Raw genomic sequence first — 14,553 nt, forward strand, 5'->3', positions numbered from 1 at the left:
TGTTAACATTTTTTGGGAGGATGTCCCGACCCTTTTTTTCTATTTTGAGTACCTTTGAGGTTACAGTGATAAGGAAACCATGCGAAACCCTTTAAAACTTAGAAAAAACAAGAGCTTCGATTACTCCCCGAGGTATTACAAGGGCGAGGGGAATCCTTATAAAATTGAACACAAACTTGATAAATTCAGGACTACGGCACATTCCACCAAAGGTCTCAAAAACAAGGTTACTTCTGCAATGGACGATTTGCAGACCGAAGGGGATAGAAACCTAAAACTTCGTTTTTGGATCATCGTGGCCTTGTTGGTGCTGGTGTTCCTGTTTATCATCGATTTTGACCTATCAATATTCCTAAATCCATAATGGCGGATATTATTAAACTTTTACCGGACCATGTCGCTAACCAGATAGCCGCAGGGGAGGTGGTCCAAAGACCGGCCTCCGTGGTAAAGGAACTTTTGGAAAACGCCATCGATGCCGGATCTACTACCATAAAATTGATCATTAAGGACGGAGGCAAAACGCTAATCCAAGTGGTGGATAATGGTGCAGGTATGAGCGAAACGGATGCTCGACTTTCCTTTGAGCGGCATGCGACCTCCAAGATATCATCCGCCCAAGACCTGTTTAACTTGCAGACCAAAGGGTTTCGGGGAGAGGCCCTTGCCTCGATTGCCGCCATTGCGCATGTGGACATGCAGACCCGAACCGCCGACCATGAAGTAGGCACCCACATAAAAATTGAGGGGAGCAAAATCGTATCCCAAGAAGTGGTAGCCACTCCTAAAGGCACTTCCATATCCGTCAAAAATTTATTTTTCAATATTCCTGCCCGACGTAATTTTTTAAAGTCGGACCAAGTGGAACTTCGCCACATTACAGATGAGTTTCATAGGGTCGCTTTAGTGCACCCCAATATTGAATTTCACTTTTATAACAACGGTTCCGAGATATTTAACCTTCCCATAGCCAAGCACCGTCAGCGCATTGCCCATATTTTTGGCAGTAAAATGGATGGTCGGTTGGTTCCTGTCAATGAAGAGACCGAAGTGGTAACCATTTCGGGCTTTATCTGCAAACCTGAGTTCGCTAAAAAGAGTAGGGGAGAACAATTCTTTTTTGCCAATAACAGGTTTATCAAAAGCCCCTATTTGCACCACGCCGTAGTGGCCGCCTTTGAGGGTTTGATCAAATCCCATGTGTATCCTGGTTATTTTTTGTTTCTCGCGGTTGACCCTTCATCCATAGACATCAATATCCACCCAACAAAAACAGAGGTGAAGTTTGATGACGAAAACACGCTATATGCCATTTTAAGGTCTACCATTAAGCATAGCTTAGGACAATTTAATGTGGCCCCCATTCTGGATTTTGACCATGATCCCAATTTGGATACGCCCTATTCCTATAAAGAGAAGGGAGCCGTACTTCCAAAAGTGACCGTGGATGCCAGCTTCAATCCGTTTGAAGAGGCTACGACCAAACGAAATCATTCAGGAAGTGGTTTTCAAAAACAGTCAAGCAGAGGTTGGGAAAACCTCTATGAAGGTCTTGGCCATCAAAGTGAAACAGATGGGTTTAGCAGCGTTGTGATCGAATCCGAAAATGACGGACAGGGTACCCTATATTCCGAAGAAAGTGTTGAGGAACACTTGGCCAGCACATTTCAGTTGCGACGAAAGTATGTGGTGAGCACTGTAAAATCAGGAATGCTGGTGATACACCAAAGCAGGGCGCATGAACGCATTTTGTTCGAAAAGTTTCTGGGAGAGATTACCGTAAAGGAGGGCGTAAGTCAACAACTGTTATTTCCATTGGAACTGACCTTTAGCAAACAGGAGTTGACCATTTTGAAGGAAATTGAAGAGAGCCTGACAAATATTGGTTTTGCTTTTGAGAGTTTGGAGGAGGAAACTGTAAAAGTGACAGGAGTTCCGATGATGGTTCCAGAGAGTGGGATTGGCATGGTATTGGATCGTTTGATTTCTGATTATAGCGAAGGCTTTGCCGATGGCTCCATTTCGCAAGCCGAAATGCTGGCCAAGGCCTTGAGCAGAAATTTAGCCGTTCGCACGGGCGATGTGCTGGACCAAGAGTCCCAATTGACTTTGGTGAATAATCTTTTTGCTTGCAAGGAACCTACGCTTAGCCCTTTTCAAAAAATAACTTACACCATTATCTCCGAAGGAGATATTGATAAAAAATTCAACTAGATGGGTAGAATGACCGAGGCAGTAAAACATTTGTTGATCATAAACGTGATCCTGTTTTTTGCCACACAATTATATGGAGACCAAATGTACCAATGGCTATCATTATGGTTTCCCAAAAATCCAAATTTTGAGTGGTGGCAGGTCGTAAGCCATATGTTCATGCATGGTAACTTAATGCATATCCTCTTTAATATGTATGCACTTTGGGCCTTTGGAACACCTTTGGAGCGGATATGGGGCAAGAACAAATTTTTGTTTTTCTATTTTTCTGCAGGATTAGGTTCCGCAGCGCTGCACACCGGAGTAAATTATTTTTTATTCAACGAAGGAATGAGCGCTTTGGAAGCGGCTGGAATTGCACGGACCCAGGTTTTGGATATTATCGCCAATGGACAATACAGCCCAGGATGGTACGATATTGTAGGTAAGAGCACTGTAGACAGCATGTTGATGGCCTTTAATACGCCAGCAGTAGGAGCATCCGGTGCCATTTATGGTATTTTGGTCGCCTTCGCCTTTATGTATTCCGAAGCTAAATTGATGCTGATATTTTTACCGGTTCCGATAAAAGCGAAGTATTTTGTACCTATTCTGATTGCTGTAGATTTGATTTTCGGAATAGGCAACGTAAATACCGGTGTGGCACATTTTGCCCATATTGGTGGAGCATTAATAGGGTTTATAATGATGTGGTACTGGAAAAAGAACCAGTTCAACGATAATCGGTGGGATTAATATATGATGAACGGAGGACTTCGATACCAATTTGCTAGGCTGAGTATTGCGGAAAAACTAATAGCCGTCAATGTGCTCATATTTCTGCTTAACGGCCTGTCCGGTGCGCTATTGGGCTATTCTTTCTCCAAATGGTTCCACTTGCCCAAGGATTTTTTCGAGTTTTTGGTACAGCCGTGGTCGTTGGTGACCTATTCTTTTTTCCACGCGGGTCTGGGGCATATTTTTTGGAATATGATCATACTCTATTTTGCCAGTAGGATTTTCTTGAACCTGTTCGATGAACAACGTTTTATCAATGTCTACTTTTTGGGGTTGATGTTGGGCGGACTCCTATTTTTACTAAGTTACAATGTCTTTCCCACCTTGGTCAACTCCAATACGGCCTTGGTAGGTGCTTCGGCGGGGGTGAATGCCGTATTGATTTTTGTATGTGCCTATATTCCCAATCAAGAGGTGCGGGTGATTTTCTTCAATATCAAACTGTGGTACATCGGTGTGGCCTTGGTGGTCAAGGATTTGGTGCTTATCGGTATGGGTGATAACATTGGCGGGGGCATGGCGCATTTAGGCGGAGCTTTTCTAGGTTACGTGTATGCACGTCAGCTCTTCAAAGGAAATGACATTGGCGCTGGCTTCACTACCCTAAGAAATGGTATTGCCAACTTTTTCAAACCTAAAGAAAAGAAGGCCCCATTGAAAACGGTGTACAAAAACAGGGCATCAACTACCAGCAAAGCGGATTATGACAAGCAAGCAAAGCAAAAGAAGATAGACTCCATACTCGATAAAATCAGCAAATCTGGTTACGAAAGCCTATCTAAAGAAGAAAAGGACTTTTTGTTCAAGGCTGGCAAGGAAGACTGACGTGTGAAAAAATCTACCTCCATATTTGATAGGGTAGCCTATGCAATCAATGTATTGTTTGCACTACTATTAATCGTCACAGGACTCATTTCCTACGTGCCGTTGCGATTTTTTGCTGCCATTTCAGTATTGAGTTTGGTCGTACCTTTTCTTTTCGCTCTCAATGCGCTGTTCTTTTTGTATTGGGCGATACAGTTTAAACGTCGGTTTATCCTGTCGTTACTGGCGATGGGTTTTGGCTACCTCATGTTCGGCCCATTTTATGGTTTTGATAAGGCTGAACCCTACCAAGAAACAGCGTCAGACTTAAAAATCATGTCCTACAACGTTTGGGGCTTCAACAAGAATGGATGGATGCCAGATGCCGGTATCGGCGATAGCATCATTGAGCTGGTTGAAAAAGTAAATCCTGATATTCTCTGTGTTCAAGAACATAATAGAAGACGTAACAAGCAGCTGCAGCAATATCCGTACCGCAGTGAGACGCCGAATTTCAACAGAAGGGCCACTCAAGCTATTTTTTCCAAATACCCCATAGTGAACAACGGTTCTTTGGATTTGCCCCATACCCAAAATAATATTATTTACGCTGATATTCTGTTTCAAATGGATACCGTTCGAGTGTACAATCTGCATTTACAATCTTTTAAACTCAAACCTAGCACCGATAACTTTACCGATGGGGAGAAATCGGAAAGAACCTATAAAAGATTGGTTTCCACCTTCGCTAAACAACTGGAGCAGGCCGAGATTTTTAGGGAACACTTTAACAAAAGCCCTTATGTCAATATTGTTTGTGGTGACCTGAACAATACCCAATTCTCCAATATATACAAAATAGTCAAAGGGGATTTACAAGACAGTTTTCTGGAAATGGGAAAGGGTTGGGGGCGAACGTATGACTTTGTTAAATTTCCTCTCCGTATTGATTACATCTTGGCCGATGAGAACTTCGAGGTGCTTTCCCATCAAAACTTTGACCAACACTTATCCGACCACTATCCGGTAATGGCGACCTTGCGATTGAAATCACATCAATAGGCAATCCACGGAATCCGCAATAATATGGATAATCAATGCCAGTCCAATGAGCCGGGTATTTTTGAAAAAGGGTAATATGCAATATAGGGCAATGGCCCAATAGCTGTGCAATAAATGAAATCCCACGCTGCATCGCTGCGGGTCAAACATAGGGTTTGCCCAAAAATGGTCTACATCAATCAAAATTCCTGCTAGAAGAATCAGGGCAACCCTCAAGCGATGGTCCTTAAAAAACCAGAACGCAATAAGTATGGGCACCAAAAAATGGATGCTGTAATGGATAAAGTGCCTAAGCATTTTGCAAATGTAAAGGGAAATCTTTTAGGTAAGATAAGGTATTGGTCCCTTCATTAAACAACAGGTCCAAGATACTCAAGTTGGGAATAAAGCCATGGCGCTCCTCAAAAACTTGGGGATAGGGCTGCATGGGCCAGTCTTGTTCTTTTTTCGCCTCTACCAAAAATCGGGCGTCGAGGTATGTAGTTGGTTGTACTTCGTAAACCGTTGTTTGTCCCTTTGGCACTGTAATCCCGATGCACCCTGCGACGGCTTCAATGGTCTTTAGGTTGAAATCATATAGTGCGTCGTCATCTCCTTCGTAAAGTGGTTTGATGTCATCCTCATAGAACTCAAAAAAAGGGGAGGTTCGGTAAGCCGTTTCCAAGGTCCGCCAATGCTCCTTTTTCCAATTGTAACTATTCTCGGTAGTGACATCCGCATATTTTTGACGCCCTTCTTTGCCGCCTACATGTTGTATGGGAATGTTGAGCATATGCTTGCCCTTGTCCGTCGCGATATAACAACGGTTGCGGTAGGTCTGCTTTTGAAAATTGTCCTTTGCCTCCCAAATTATTTCATGCTGAACCATAGCCGCAAAGGTGGCGATGCTTGGAAAATAGGAAGGATGGACAAGAATTTTCAAAGAACTGGAATTTAGGTTTCTTATGCGTTTTTCTTCTTTTTCTTTCGGAAGAAATCAAAAATGAACCAAGCGGCCAAAAGCCCAATGAAATACCAGAAATACGAGACAGGCTTACCACTACCGCCAACGGTGGTGAACACACGGTCCCAACGCACTCTCCAATTGGCGATGCCTTGCCTAAAATTATCAAAACTCATCCAAAGGAATACGGGCTTGCCCACAATGTGGTCTGCTGGTACATAGCCCCAAGTCCTGCTGTCCTCGGAATGGTCGCGGTTGTCACCCATCATCCAGTAATAGTCCTGCTTAAAGGTATAGGAGTCGGCCTCCTCCCCGTTAATGAACACTTTGGTACCAGTAACCTTCACATCGTTGTGTTCATAATCGCGAATGATTTTCTTGTACAAGGGGATGGTCCTCGAATTGATGGCTACGGTGGTTCCTGCTTTTGGAATATAAATAGGACCAAAGTTGTCGTTGTTCCATGGGTAAAGGTTGGGCTTTTGCGGGAATGTATTTCCTCCATACATTCCTTTCGGTTCTACGGTTTGAACCACAGAATCAATAGCAGGATTATTTCTAAGCGCTGTCACCATGTCGTGGGTGAGGTTCGCCATACGGGATCGCGGTTTTTCCTCGCTAAGGGAAAGCCTCAATTGGCGGATTACCTCCGTAGGAATACCTCGTTCCTGAGTGAACAATTCAATTTTTCCATCTCCAGCTGGCCTTCCACCTGAAATAAAAGGAGCCAATGCATTGTACTGCGCTTCATTGATGTTCGTGGCGATGTATTTGCGAACATAATCTGATGCGTCCACTTCTTCCAAATATCTACTGGAGACGCCATTTTTAGCGTAAATTTCGTATAGATACATCGGTTTTGCCCTGTCAGACAGCTGAAGCTTTTCTCCATTAATGTACACATATCCGTTGATGACTTCCAAAGAGTCCCCAGGGGTTCCCACGCATCGTTTTACGTAGTTCGATTTTTTGTCGATGGGTTTGATGACCGCTTTTTGTGCCTTGAAAAACTGATACAAGGTATCCGCTGGCAAACTAAAGACGACAATATCGTTTTTTTCCACTTTTTCGAACCCGGGCAAGCGCATGTATGGTAATTGTAGTTTATTGATCCATGAAGTCTTGTAGGTCTCTGGATTAACGTCGGCCAAATAAGAACGCGTCTTGAGCACAGGAAGTGTATCATGCACCATGGGGGCGGCCAAGGTGGTCATGGGTACGCGAGCCCCATAATGGAACTTGCTCACAAACAAGAAATCGCCTACCCGCAAGGTTCTTTCCAAGGATCCTGTTGGGATTACGTAGGGTTGAATAAAATAGGTATGGACAAAAGTTGCGGCTACGATTGCAAATACGATGGAACTCACCCATTCGCCCAAACCTGTTTTTGGTTTTAGACTTCGGTCTTCAATATATTGTACATCTTCGGCATAGTTGATATAAAAAATATAAAAACCAAGTGTCAATATGACCAGCCAAGTATCGACCAGCGAGTTTTTACCAAAGCTTCGGATGGTTTCCACCCATACCACGGGGAACATCAATAAATTGATGATGGGAATGAACAATAAAATGACCCACCACCAAGGCCTGTTGATGATTTTCATCAAAACAATCCCATTATACACGGGTATGGCAGCCTCCCATGCCTTTCTGCCGGCTTTAACGTAGAGTTTCCAAGTTCCCAAGAAATGGATGACCTGAATTATCAGAATAAAAATAATCCACTGAATTCCGTCCATAATACATATTTCTTTGTTAGACTCGCGGCCTAAATAGTTGTTACGTTTTTTAGCTTAGGTTTAACACGTCCTTCATGGTAAACACGCCTGCTTTTCCCTGAATCCACTCGGCGGCGATGACCGCTCCCAAGGCAAAACCTTCCCTGTTGTGGGCTTCGTGCTTTATCTCGATGGTGTCCACGGGGCTTTTATAAAAAATGGTGTGGGTTCCCGGTACCATGCCCTCCCTTATGGATTTTATGGGGATGGTTTTATTCCCAGATTCATCCAATTTCCAGTTTTCGTAGGAGCTGTTTTCAATGATACCTTCGGCCAAGGTGATGGCCGTTCCACTAGGTGCATCCAGTTTTTGGGTATGATGTATCTCCTCCATGGAAACATTATATTGGTCCACGGTCGCCATCATTTGGGTCAACTTTTTATTGAGTTCAAAAAAAAGGTTTACACCGAGGCTAAAGTTGGAGGCATAGATAAAAGCACTCTTGTTTTCTTCACAAATCCGGACCGCTTGCGAATACTGGTCCAACCACCCCGTTGTACCACTGATCACAGGTACTTGGTGTGTAAAGCAGTTGGATATATTCTCAAAAGCAGCTTCTGGAGTACTGAAATCAATCGCTACGTCCATGGAGCTGTAGTCCACGTATTGTGCAGGGTCATCAATTTTTGCTACAATGGTATGGCCTCTATCTTGAGCAATTTGCTCGATCATTTTTCCCATTTTGCCATATCCGAAAAGAGCAATCTTCATATGCTAAAATTTTATCACCATGGCCATGCCATAGTTAAGGTCGTTTGTGAATGGATTGATGTCAATTACAGGGTTAAAATCCACAGCCAAGTCATCACTAACATTGTACTGTTTTAAATGTGAGTCCACGTTGGCATCGATAATGTTTAGGGCGTAGAGTGCTATGGTGATCACCAAAGCCAGGTCCCTGTCCCGTTGTGCGTTTTCTTGAGCCGATTGCAAGGCTTCGGAAGATACATCCGGACCTACGCCATCACCATTCAGGTCAAAGAACTCGTCATCTTCAAATCCGGCGAGGCGACGTTTAAAGGCATTTCGGGCCCTTCTATATTCTGTATTGTTGAAGGAATACACATAAATCCCGGTTCCCATAGCTCCCCAAACGATGGGGGCTTTCCAATATCGCTTATTGTAAATTTGACCAAGACCGGGCAGAATAGCTGAATAGAAGGCAGCTTTGCTTGGCGCTAGCGGGTTGATGTTTTCTTGTTTTGTGACTTCTTCAAAAGTAACGCCTTTCCCATTCATGTTTTGTGCAAGGGAATCTACCTCTTGGGTCTGCTGAGGTTGCTTCTTGTTTTCCGTTTTCTCTTCTTCCTGAGAAAAACCTAACTGAAACCACAAAAAGGAAAAGAGCAGTAAAAGGAGGTTTTTATTCACCAGTCAATAATTTTTTGATACGCTTAAAGTCTTCTTCCGAGTGGAAGGGTATCACAATTTTTCCTTTTCCGTTTTTGGATGTGGTTATATCTACTTTGGTAGCAAGCCGTTCTTTGATGGAATCGAGACTTTTGGAAACGAATTCCGGTATGTCTTGGCTGCTTTTTTTCTTGGCCGAGCCTGTGCTTTCGGGCTCTTTTCTAGCCTTTACCAGTTGTTCGGTAGCTCTAACGGACAAACCTTCGGAAACCACTTTCTCGTAAATGGCAATCTGGTCTTTTTTCCTTTCAATATTGATAAGTGCCCTGCCATGCCCCATGCTGATGAATCCATCGCGCATTCCTGTTTGGATGATGGGGTCCAACTTGAGCAAACGTAAGTAATTGGTAATGGTGGAACGCTTTTTACCAACCCGGTCACTCAATTTTTCCTGGGTGATTTCAATTTCATCGATAAGTCTTTGATAGGACAAAGCGATTTCAATGGGGTCCAAATCTTGCCTTTGGATATTCTCCACCAAGGCCATTTCCAAGGATTCTTGGTCGTTGGCTATACGGATATAGGCAGGTATGGTTTCCAATCCCACCAACTTGGAGGCACGGAACCTACGCTCCCCGGAGACCAACTGGAATTTGTTGAAATCCAGTTTCCGCACGGTGATGGGCTGAATTATACCAAGTTCGCGAATGGAACTGGCCAGTTCTTCCAAAGCTTCATCATTAAAATTGGAGCGGGGCTGAAATGGGTTTACCTCAATGGAATTGACATCCAGTTCAACTACACTACCTATAACCTTGTCCGCATTTTTGTCCGAAACTGATTGAATGTCATTGTCCGGGTCCTTTAAAAGCGCGGACAGGCCTCTTCCCAACGCCTGTTTTTTTGTTGCTTTCGCCATCTAAACTTTCTCCTTGTTTTTCTTCAAAATTTCGTTGGCCAAGTTAAGGTAATTGGAGGCTCCCTTACTACTTGCATCGTATTTTATAATGCTTTCGCCATAACTTGGGGCCTCGCTCAGCCTAACGTTTCTCTGGATAATGGTGTCAAAAACCATATCCGCGAAGTGTTTTTTCACTTCTTCAACCACTTGGTTGGAAAGTCGTAACCTAGAATCGTACATGGTCAACAACATGCCTTCAATGTCCAAATCGTTGTTGTGTATTTTTTGTACACTTTTTACGGTGTTCAATAATTTGCCGAGACCTTCCAAAGCAAAATACTCGCACTGAATGGGAATCATTACGGAGTCTGCTGCAGTGAGTGCGTTCAAGGTAAGCAATCCCAAAGATGGGGCGCAATCAATCAATACGAAGTCGTATTTATCGCCCAAATTCTTTAGGGCTTCCTTCATCATATATTCCCTATTGTCCTTGTCCACCAATTCAATCTCGATAGCCACAAGGTCAATGTGAGCGGGAACTAGGTCTACATTTGGGGAGTCTGTGGTAACGGTCACTTCTTCCACACTCATCGTGTGCTCCAAAAGCTGATAAGTCCCGTTTTCCACGGAATCCACGTCAATGCCCAATCCTGAGGTGGCATTGGCCTGGGGGTCTGCATCGATCAACAAAACCTTTTTTTCCAATACGCCCAAGGAGGCTGCAAGGTTTACTGTAGTGGTCGTTTTTCCAACACCACCCTTTTGGTTTGCTATTGCAATAATCTTGCCCATTTCATAGTAAGTTAGGCGTTAAAAATACGATTATTTAAGATGCGATAAAATGTAATTTGTTAACAGGGGGTGAATAAACCTGCCACGCCACGTTAAATAAAGTTAAACTTTTATACGCAAAAGGGTTATGAATACTAATCCATTAGAATGTTAAGGATTTCGGTGGCAGCATCGGCAATCTTGGTGCCTGGCCCGAAAACGGCGACAGCGCCATTATCCAGCAAATGCTTGTAATCCTGCTTTGGAATCACCCCTCCAACAATGACCATTATATCTTCACGACCATATTTTTTGAGTTCTTGGACCACTTCGGGAACCAAGGTTTTGTGTCCGCCAGCGAGAGAGGAAATCCCGAGTACGTGGACATCATTTTCCACGGCCTGTTTGGCTACCTCGGCAGGGGTTTGGAACAAGGGGCCAATGTCCACATCAAAACCAAGATCGGCATAGCCTGTGGCCACCACCTTGGCGCCACGGTCGTGGCCATCCTGCCCCATTTTGGCCACCATGATGCGTGGTCTACGGCCTTCCTGCTCCGCAAAGGCATCGGCTAATTTGCGGGCATTTTCAAAACTTTCGTCGTTTTTGATTTCTTTGGAATACACTCCAGTAAAGGATTGGATTTTTGCTCTGTAACGTCCAAATGCACTTTCCATGGCGTCACTGATTTCGCCAAGCGTAGCACGTTGTTTGGCCGCTTCTATGGCTAAAGCTAATAAATTTCCACGGTCGGTGTTATGGTCCGAAGCTTTTTTGGCAGCTATTCGGATGGCCTCAAGGGCTTCTTCCACTTTTTTGGAATCCCTGCTATTTCGAATCTGTTCCAATCTGGCCATTTGCTGTTTGCGCACTTTGGCGTTGTCCACTTCCAAAATCTGCAGGTCGTCCTCGTTGGCCAATCGGTATTTGTTGACCCCTACGATTACATCTTTACCGCTGTCGATGCGCGCTTGCTTTTTGGCTGCGGCTTCCTCGATACGCATTTTGGGGATGCCTTTTTCGATAGCTTTGGTCATTCCCCCCAATTTTTCCACTTCCTGAATCAGTTCCCAAGCATGCTGGGCAATCTCTTGGGTCAGCTGCTCCACCTTATGGCTGCCTGCCCAGGGGTCCACCGTTCTTGTGATATAGGTTTCTTGCTGTAGATAGATCTGTGTATTCCGTGCAATACGGGCCGAGAAATCCGTTGGGAGTGCAATGGCCTCGTCCAACGCATTGGTGTGCAGGCTTTGTGTGCCCCCAAAGGCAGCTGCCATCGCTTCAATGGTGGTCCTGGCTACATTGTTGAAAGGGTCCTGTTCGGTCAAGCTCCATCCGCTGGTTTGGCTGTGCGTGCGGAGCATGGAGGATTTCTCGTTTTGAGGGTTGAACTGTTGCACCAACTTGGCCCAAAGCATCCTTCCCGCACGCATTTTGGCGATTTCCACAAAATGGTTCATTCCAATTCCCCAGAAAAAGGAAAGTCTTGGGGCAAATTCGTCAATTTTGAGGCCGGCCTGTATTCCGGTTCGGATGTATTCGACACCGTCGGCCAAAGTATAGGCCAATTCCATAGCTGCTGGAGCTCCTGCTTCGTGCATGTGGTAGCCCGAAATACTGATGCTGTTGAAACGGGGCATGTTCTTACTGGTGAACTCAAAAATATCCGCAACGAGCTGCATCGACGGAGTAGGCGGGTAAATGTAGGTGTTACGCACCATAAACTCCTTCAAAATATCGTTCTGTATGGTTCCGGACAGTTGTTCCATGGATACCCCTTGTTCCAAACCGGCCACAATATAAAAGGCCATAATCGGGATTACCGCTCCGTTCATGGTCATGGAAACGGACATTTTGTCCAAGGGAATACCGTTGAACAAAATCTTCATGTCCTCAATGGAATCTATGGCAACACCGGCTTTGCCCACATCACCTACTACGCGGTCGTTGTCGGAATCATATCCTCGGTGCGTAGGGAGGTCAAAAGCTACGGAAAGACCTTTTTGCCCAGCCTCCAGATTTCTTCTGTAAAACGCATTGCTTTCCTCGGCGGTAGAGAAGCCGGCATATTGGCGAATGGTCCAAGGCCGGCGAACGTACATCGTGGAATAGGGACCACGAAGGAACGGGGAAATACCTGCTGCGAAATTTTCGTGCTCGTAATTTTGGGTCTTGACGGCCTGCCCGTCCGTCAGGCGGGCGCTCGACCGGACAGCCAATTCCAATTGTTGGAGGTCTTTTCTACTCATCGTTCAATCTTTTTTGTTCGGAACCTTCAGCTAACCTTTTTTCGATGATAGGTTCAATAATGGTTTTCCTTGCCTTTGTTTTTACGAAAGGGTAGAGTTCCAGATTATCCTTCATCCGATCTGCTGGGTTCTGGTATTTGTTGGTGCCCAAGGAAACGATTTTTCCTTCATCAAAAAGTTCCTGCTCCTTTTCGGCATTTTCCTTTATTTTTTGTTGGATGGTTCCCTTTTTCAGCCCATCCAAAAAACCACCCCCTTTTTCCAATTGTTTGAAGAGTGCCAGTGCTTTTTCTGCCAATTGATGGGTAAGCGATTCAATGTAATAGGAGCCTGCTGCAATCTGGGATGCTTCGCCCAGATAACTTTCTTCTTTCAAAAGCAACAATTGATTTCGGGCAATGCGTTCCCCAAATTCGTTGTCTTTGTGGTATAGGCCATCGTAGGGTAGGTTGCAAACCGTATCCGCTACGCCCAGGACCGCCGACATGCATTCCGAAGTGGTTCGGAGCATATTTACATTGTAATCGTACAGGGTTTTGTTCCGCTTGGATGGAAATGCGAGGATTTTGCACTCACTTTTAATCCCATATTCGGACGTTAGGCTATTCCAAAGCCAGCGTAGGGCCCTCAATTTGGCTATTTCAAAGAAATAGTTGCCGCCCACAGCTACGGTAAAGGTAACTGGAAAAGACTTCTCGACTGCGCTCGAAGAGACATGGTTTAAATATTCATTGGCATGTGCCAAACCATAGGCCAATTGCTGTACCATATTGGCGCCGGCATTTTGATACTGTGAGATATCGACCCCCAAGATTGAAACATCCGATGTGCCAAGATGGACCAGTTCATCAAAAATTTCATGATCTTTTTCCAAATTATGGTACCAGTTGCCATCTTTGGCCAAATGTCCGATGATGTCCAAATTTAAATGGGCTTTCCCATTTTTCTCTTTGAGAAGGGACACCAGTTTTTTGATGGGTTCCAAGGCCAAAAAATCAAAATGGAAATAGAGTTGGATTTCTTCCAGCTTTATCCCCGACAACAAAGCCTCAACATCGATTTCTTCCTTGGGAATTGTAAAAATCAAACTTTCCGCACCTTTATTCAGGACTTCTTTTGCCTTCGTATTTGCTTTTTCTGCATCTCCTGCATAAATGGATTGTCCCACGGACCAGGAATGGTCTTTTGATAAGGAAAAGGTGGGTATGTTCTCCAAATCTTCTTGATGGTAAAAAGGCTTAACGTTGATGCCTTCCAAAGATTCCCAGACCAAGGCTTCGTTGTAATCGGCGCCTTTCAGGTCCATTTGTATCTTTTGTTTCCACTGTTTGGCAGTAACTTCGGGAAATTCGTTAAATAGGCCGGATTTATTCATCGTTTTTTTGCTTTAGGCTGTCTTCGTATTCAATCAAGAATATTTCTTCGTTGTCCTTTTTCATGTAGTACTTCTCGCGGGCCAGCTTTTCAAGTTCCTTCTCGTTGGACATCTTTTTCAGGATTTCCTTGTCCTTGGCAATCTCGCTTTTCAAGAATTCCTTTTCCTTTTCCAACTTATCGATTTCGCTCTCCAGTTCCAAATGGATCAAAAGAGAATTGGTATCAAAAAAGGCCATCCAAATCACAAAAATGGTCAGTACCAAAATATAGGTGTTGGTCATGATTTTGAACCATTTCTTTTTTCTCCATTCCTTTAGGCCCAT

15 protein-coding genes are annotated in these 14,553 nt (G+C 44.3%); 5 read left to right on the top strand and 10 right to left on the bottom strand.

Annotation, left to right across the window (positions count from 1 at the left end; all coding sequences use genetic code 11):
• The first annotated feature begins 79 nt into the window (after positions 1 to 79).
• Genes EO130_RS10465 through EO130_RS10485 form a run of 5 tightly spaced genes read left to right on the top strand, consistent with a single transcriptional unit; the run spans position 80 to position 4,857 of the window.
• Positions 80 to 364: a riboflavin synthase subunit beta gene (locus EO130_RS10465; RefSeq protein WP_127141460.1), complete on the top strand. Its 285-nt coding sequence runs from the start codon at positions 80 to 82 to the stop codon at positions 362 to 364.
• The gene (gene mutL, locus EO130_RS10470; RefSeq protein WP_127141461.1) at positions 364 to 2,214 is read left to right on the top strand and encodes a DNA mismatch repair endonuclease MutL; all 1,851 of its coding nucleotides are present in this window, start codon (positions 364 to 366) and stop codon (positions 2,212 to 2,214) included. The genes EO130_RS10465 and mutL overlap by 1 nt, the downstream gene beginning before the upstream one ends.
• Positions 2,215 to 2,949: a rhomboid family intramembrane serine protease gene (locus EO130_RS10475; RefSeq protein ID WP_127141462.1), complete on the top strand. Its 735-nt coding sequence runs from the start codon at positions 2,215 to 2,217 to the stop codon at positions 2,947 to 2,949. It begins immediately after the preceding gene.
• A 3-nt stretch (positions 2,950 to 2,952) separates the two neighbouring features.
• Entirely contained in the window at positions 2,953 to 3,816 is an 864-nt protein-coding gene (locus EO130_RS10480; protein WP_127141463.1) for a rhomboid family intramembrane serine protease, read from the top strand.
• A gap of 3 nt (positions 3,817 to 3,819) precedes the next feature.
• On the top strand, positions 3,820 to 4,857 hold the full coding sequence (locus tag EO130_RS10485) for an endonuclease/exonuclease/phosphatase family protein (RefSeq protein ID WP_127141464.1): 1,038 nt from the start codon (positions 3,820 to 3,822) through the stop codon (positions 4,855 to 4,857).
• Here EO130_RS10485 and EO130_RS10490 read toward each other — a convergent pair.
• The 10 genes from EO130_RS10490 to EO130_RS10535 form a co-directional block, all read right to left on the bottom strand.
• The gene (locus tag EO130_RS10490; protein WP_127141465.1) at positions 4,846 to 5,154 is read right to left on the bottom strand and encodes a DUF6122 family protein; all 309 of its coding nucleotides are present in this window, start codon (positions 5,152 to 5,154) and stop codon (positions 4,846 to 4,848) included. The two genes, EO130_RS10485 and EO130_RS10490, sit on opposite strands and share 12 nt — an antisense overlap.
• Positions 5,147 to 5,779, bottom strand: a complete 633-nt coding sequence (locus EO130_RS10495; RefSeq protein WP_127141466.1) for a WbqC family protein — start codon at positions 5,777 to 5,779, stop codon at positions 5,147 to 5,149. Before EO130_RS10495 ends, EO130_RS10490 begins: the two co-directional genes overlap by 8 nt.
• 20 nt (positions 5,780 to 5,799) lie before the next feature.
• A complete protein-coding gene (gene lepB / locus EO130_RS10500; RefSeq protein ID WP_127141467.1) occupies positions 5,800 to 7,542 on the bottom strand; it encodes a signal peptidase I in 1,743 nt (580 codons plus the stop codon).
• Between the two features lie 49 nt (positions 7,543 to 7,591).
• Positions 7,592 to 8,293, bottom strand: a complete 702-nt coding sequence (dapB, locus tag EO130_RS10505; RefSeq protein ID WP_127141468.1) for a 4-hydroxy-tetrahydrodipicolinate reductase — start codon at positions 8,291 to 8,293, stop codon at positions 7,592 to 7,594.
• Between the two features lie 3 nt (positions 8,294 to 8,296).
• Positions 8,297 to 8,953 carry a DUF5683 domain-containing protein gene (locus tag EO130_RS10510; RefSeq protein ID WP_241244340.1) on the bottom strand — a complete coding sequence of 219 codons (657 nt, stop codon included), beginning with the start codon at positions 8,951 to 8,953 and terminating at the stop codon, positions 8,297 to 8,299.
• Positions 8,946 to 9,851, bottom strand: coding sequence for a ParB/RepB/Spo0J family partition protein (locus tag EO130_RS10515; protein WP_127141469.1), 906 nt, complete (start codon positions 9,849 to 9,851; stop codon positions 8,946 to 8,948). Before EO130_RS10515 ends, EO130_RS10510 begins: the two co-directional genes overlap by 8 nt.
• Entirely contained in the window at positions 9,852 to 10,625 is a 774-nt protein-coding gene (locus EO130_RS10520) for a ParA family protein (RefSeq protein ID WP_127141470.1), read from the bottom strand.
• 134 nt (positions 10,626 to 10,759) lie between these two features.
• Positions 10,760 to 12,853 carry a methylmalonyl-CoA mutase gene (gene scpA / locus EO130_RS10525; protein ID WP_127141471.1) on the bottom strand — a complete coding sequence of 698 codons (2,094 nt, stop codon included), beginning with the start codon at positions 12,851 to 12,853 and terminating at the stop codon, positions 10,760 to 10,762.
• A complete protein-coding gene (locus EO130_RS10530) occupies positions 12,846 to 14,228 on the bottom strand; it encodes a methylmalonyl-CoA mutase subunit beta (protein WP_127141472.1) in 1,383 nt (460 codons plus the stop codon). Before EO130_RS10530 ends, scpA begins: the two co-directional genes overlap by 8 nt.
• Entirely contained in the window at positions 14,221 to 14,553 is a 333-nt protein-coding gene (locus tag EO130_RS10535; protein WP_127141473.1) for an FtsB family cell division protein, read from the bottom strand. Before EO130_RS10535 ends, EO130_RS10530 begins: the two co-directional genes overlap by 8 nt.

Origin of the sequence: Flagellimonas marinaquae (assembly GCF_003992675.1) — a bacterium.
In the GTDB taxonomy this organism is placed as follows: domain Bacteria; phylum Bacteroidota; class Bacteroidia; order Flavobacteriales; family Flavobacteriaceae; genus Flagellimonas; species Flagellimonas marinaquae.

What these genes read in the sequence shown, in the direction of transcription:
- EO130_RS10480 (WP_127141463.1), top strand. Translation starts at nt 2,953, where the DNA reads ATGATGAACGGAGGACTTCGATACCAATTTGCTAGGCTGAGTATTGCG.
- EO130_RS10465 (WP_127141460.1), top strand. Translation starts at nt 80, where the DNA reads ATGCGAAACCCTTTAAAACTTAGAAAAAACAAGAGCTTCGATTACTCC.
- lepB (WP_127141467.1), bottom strand. Translation starts at nt 7,542, where the DNA reads ATGGACGGAATTCAGTGGATTATTTTTATTCTGATAATTCAGGTCATC.
- EO130_RS10475 (WP_127141462.1), top strand. Translation starts at nt 2,215, where the DNA reads ATGGGTAGAATGACCGAGGCAGTAAAACATTTGTTGATCATAAACGTG.
- scpA (WP_127141471.1), bottom strand. Translation starts at nt 12,853, where the DNA reads ATGAGTAGAAAAGACCTCCAACAATTGGAATTGGCTGTCCGGTCGAGC.
- EO130_RS10535 (WP_127141473.1), bottom strand. Translation starts at nt 14,553, where the DNA reads ATGGGCCTAAAGGAATGGAGAAAAAAGAAATGGTTCAAAATCATGACC.
- dapB (WP_127141468.1), bottom strand. Translation starts at nt 8,293, where the DNA reads ATGAAGATTGCTCTTTTCGGATATGGCAAAATGGGAAAAATGATCGAG.
- mutL (WP_127141461.1), top strand. Translation starts at nt 364, where the DNA reads ATGGCGGATATTATTAAACTTTTACCGGACCATGTCGCTAACCAGATA.
- EO130_RS10515 (WP_127141469.1), bottom strand. Translation starts at nt 9,851, where the DNA reads ATGGCGAAAGCAACAAAAAAACAGGCGTTGGGAAGAGGCCTGTCCGCG.
- EO130_RS10530 (WP_127141472.1), bottom strand. Translation starts at nt 14,228, where the DNA reads ATGAATAAATCCGGCCTATTTAACGAATTTCCCGAAGTTACTGCCAAA.
- EO130_RS10490 (WP_127141465.1), bottom strand. Translation starts at nt 5,154, where the DNA reads ATGCTTAGGCACTTTATCCATTACAGCATCCATTTTTTGGTGCCCATA.
- EO130_RS10520 (WP_127141470.1), bottom strand. Translation starts at nt 10,625, where the DNA reads ATGGGCAAGATTATTGCAATAGCAAACCAAAAGGGTGGTGTTGGAAAA.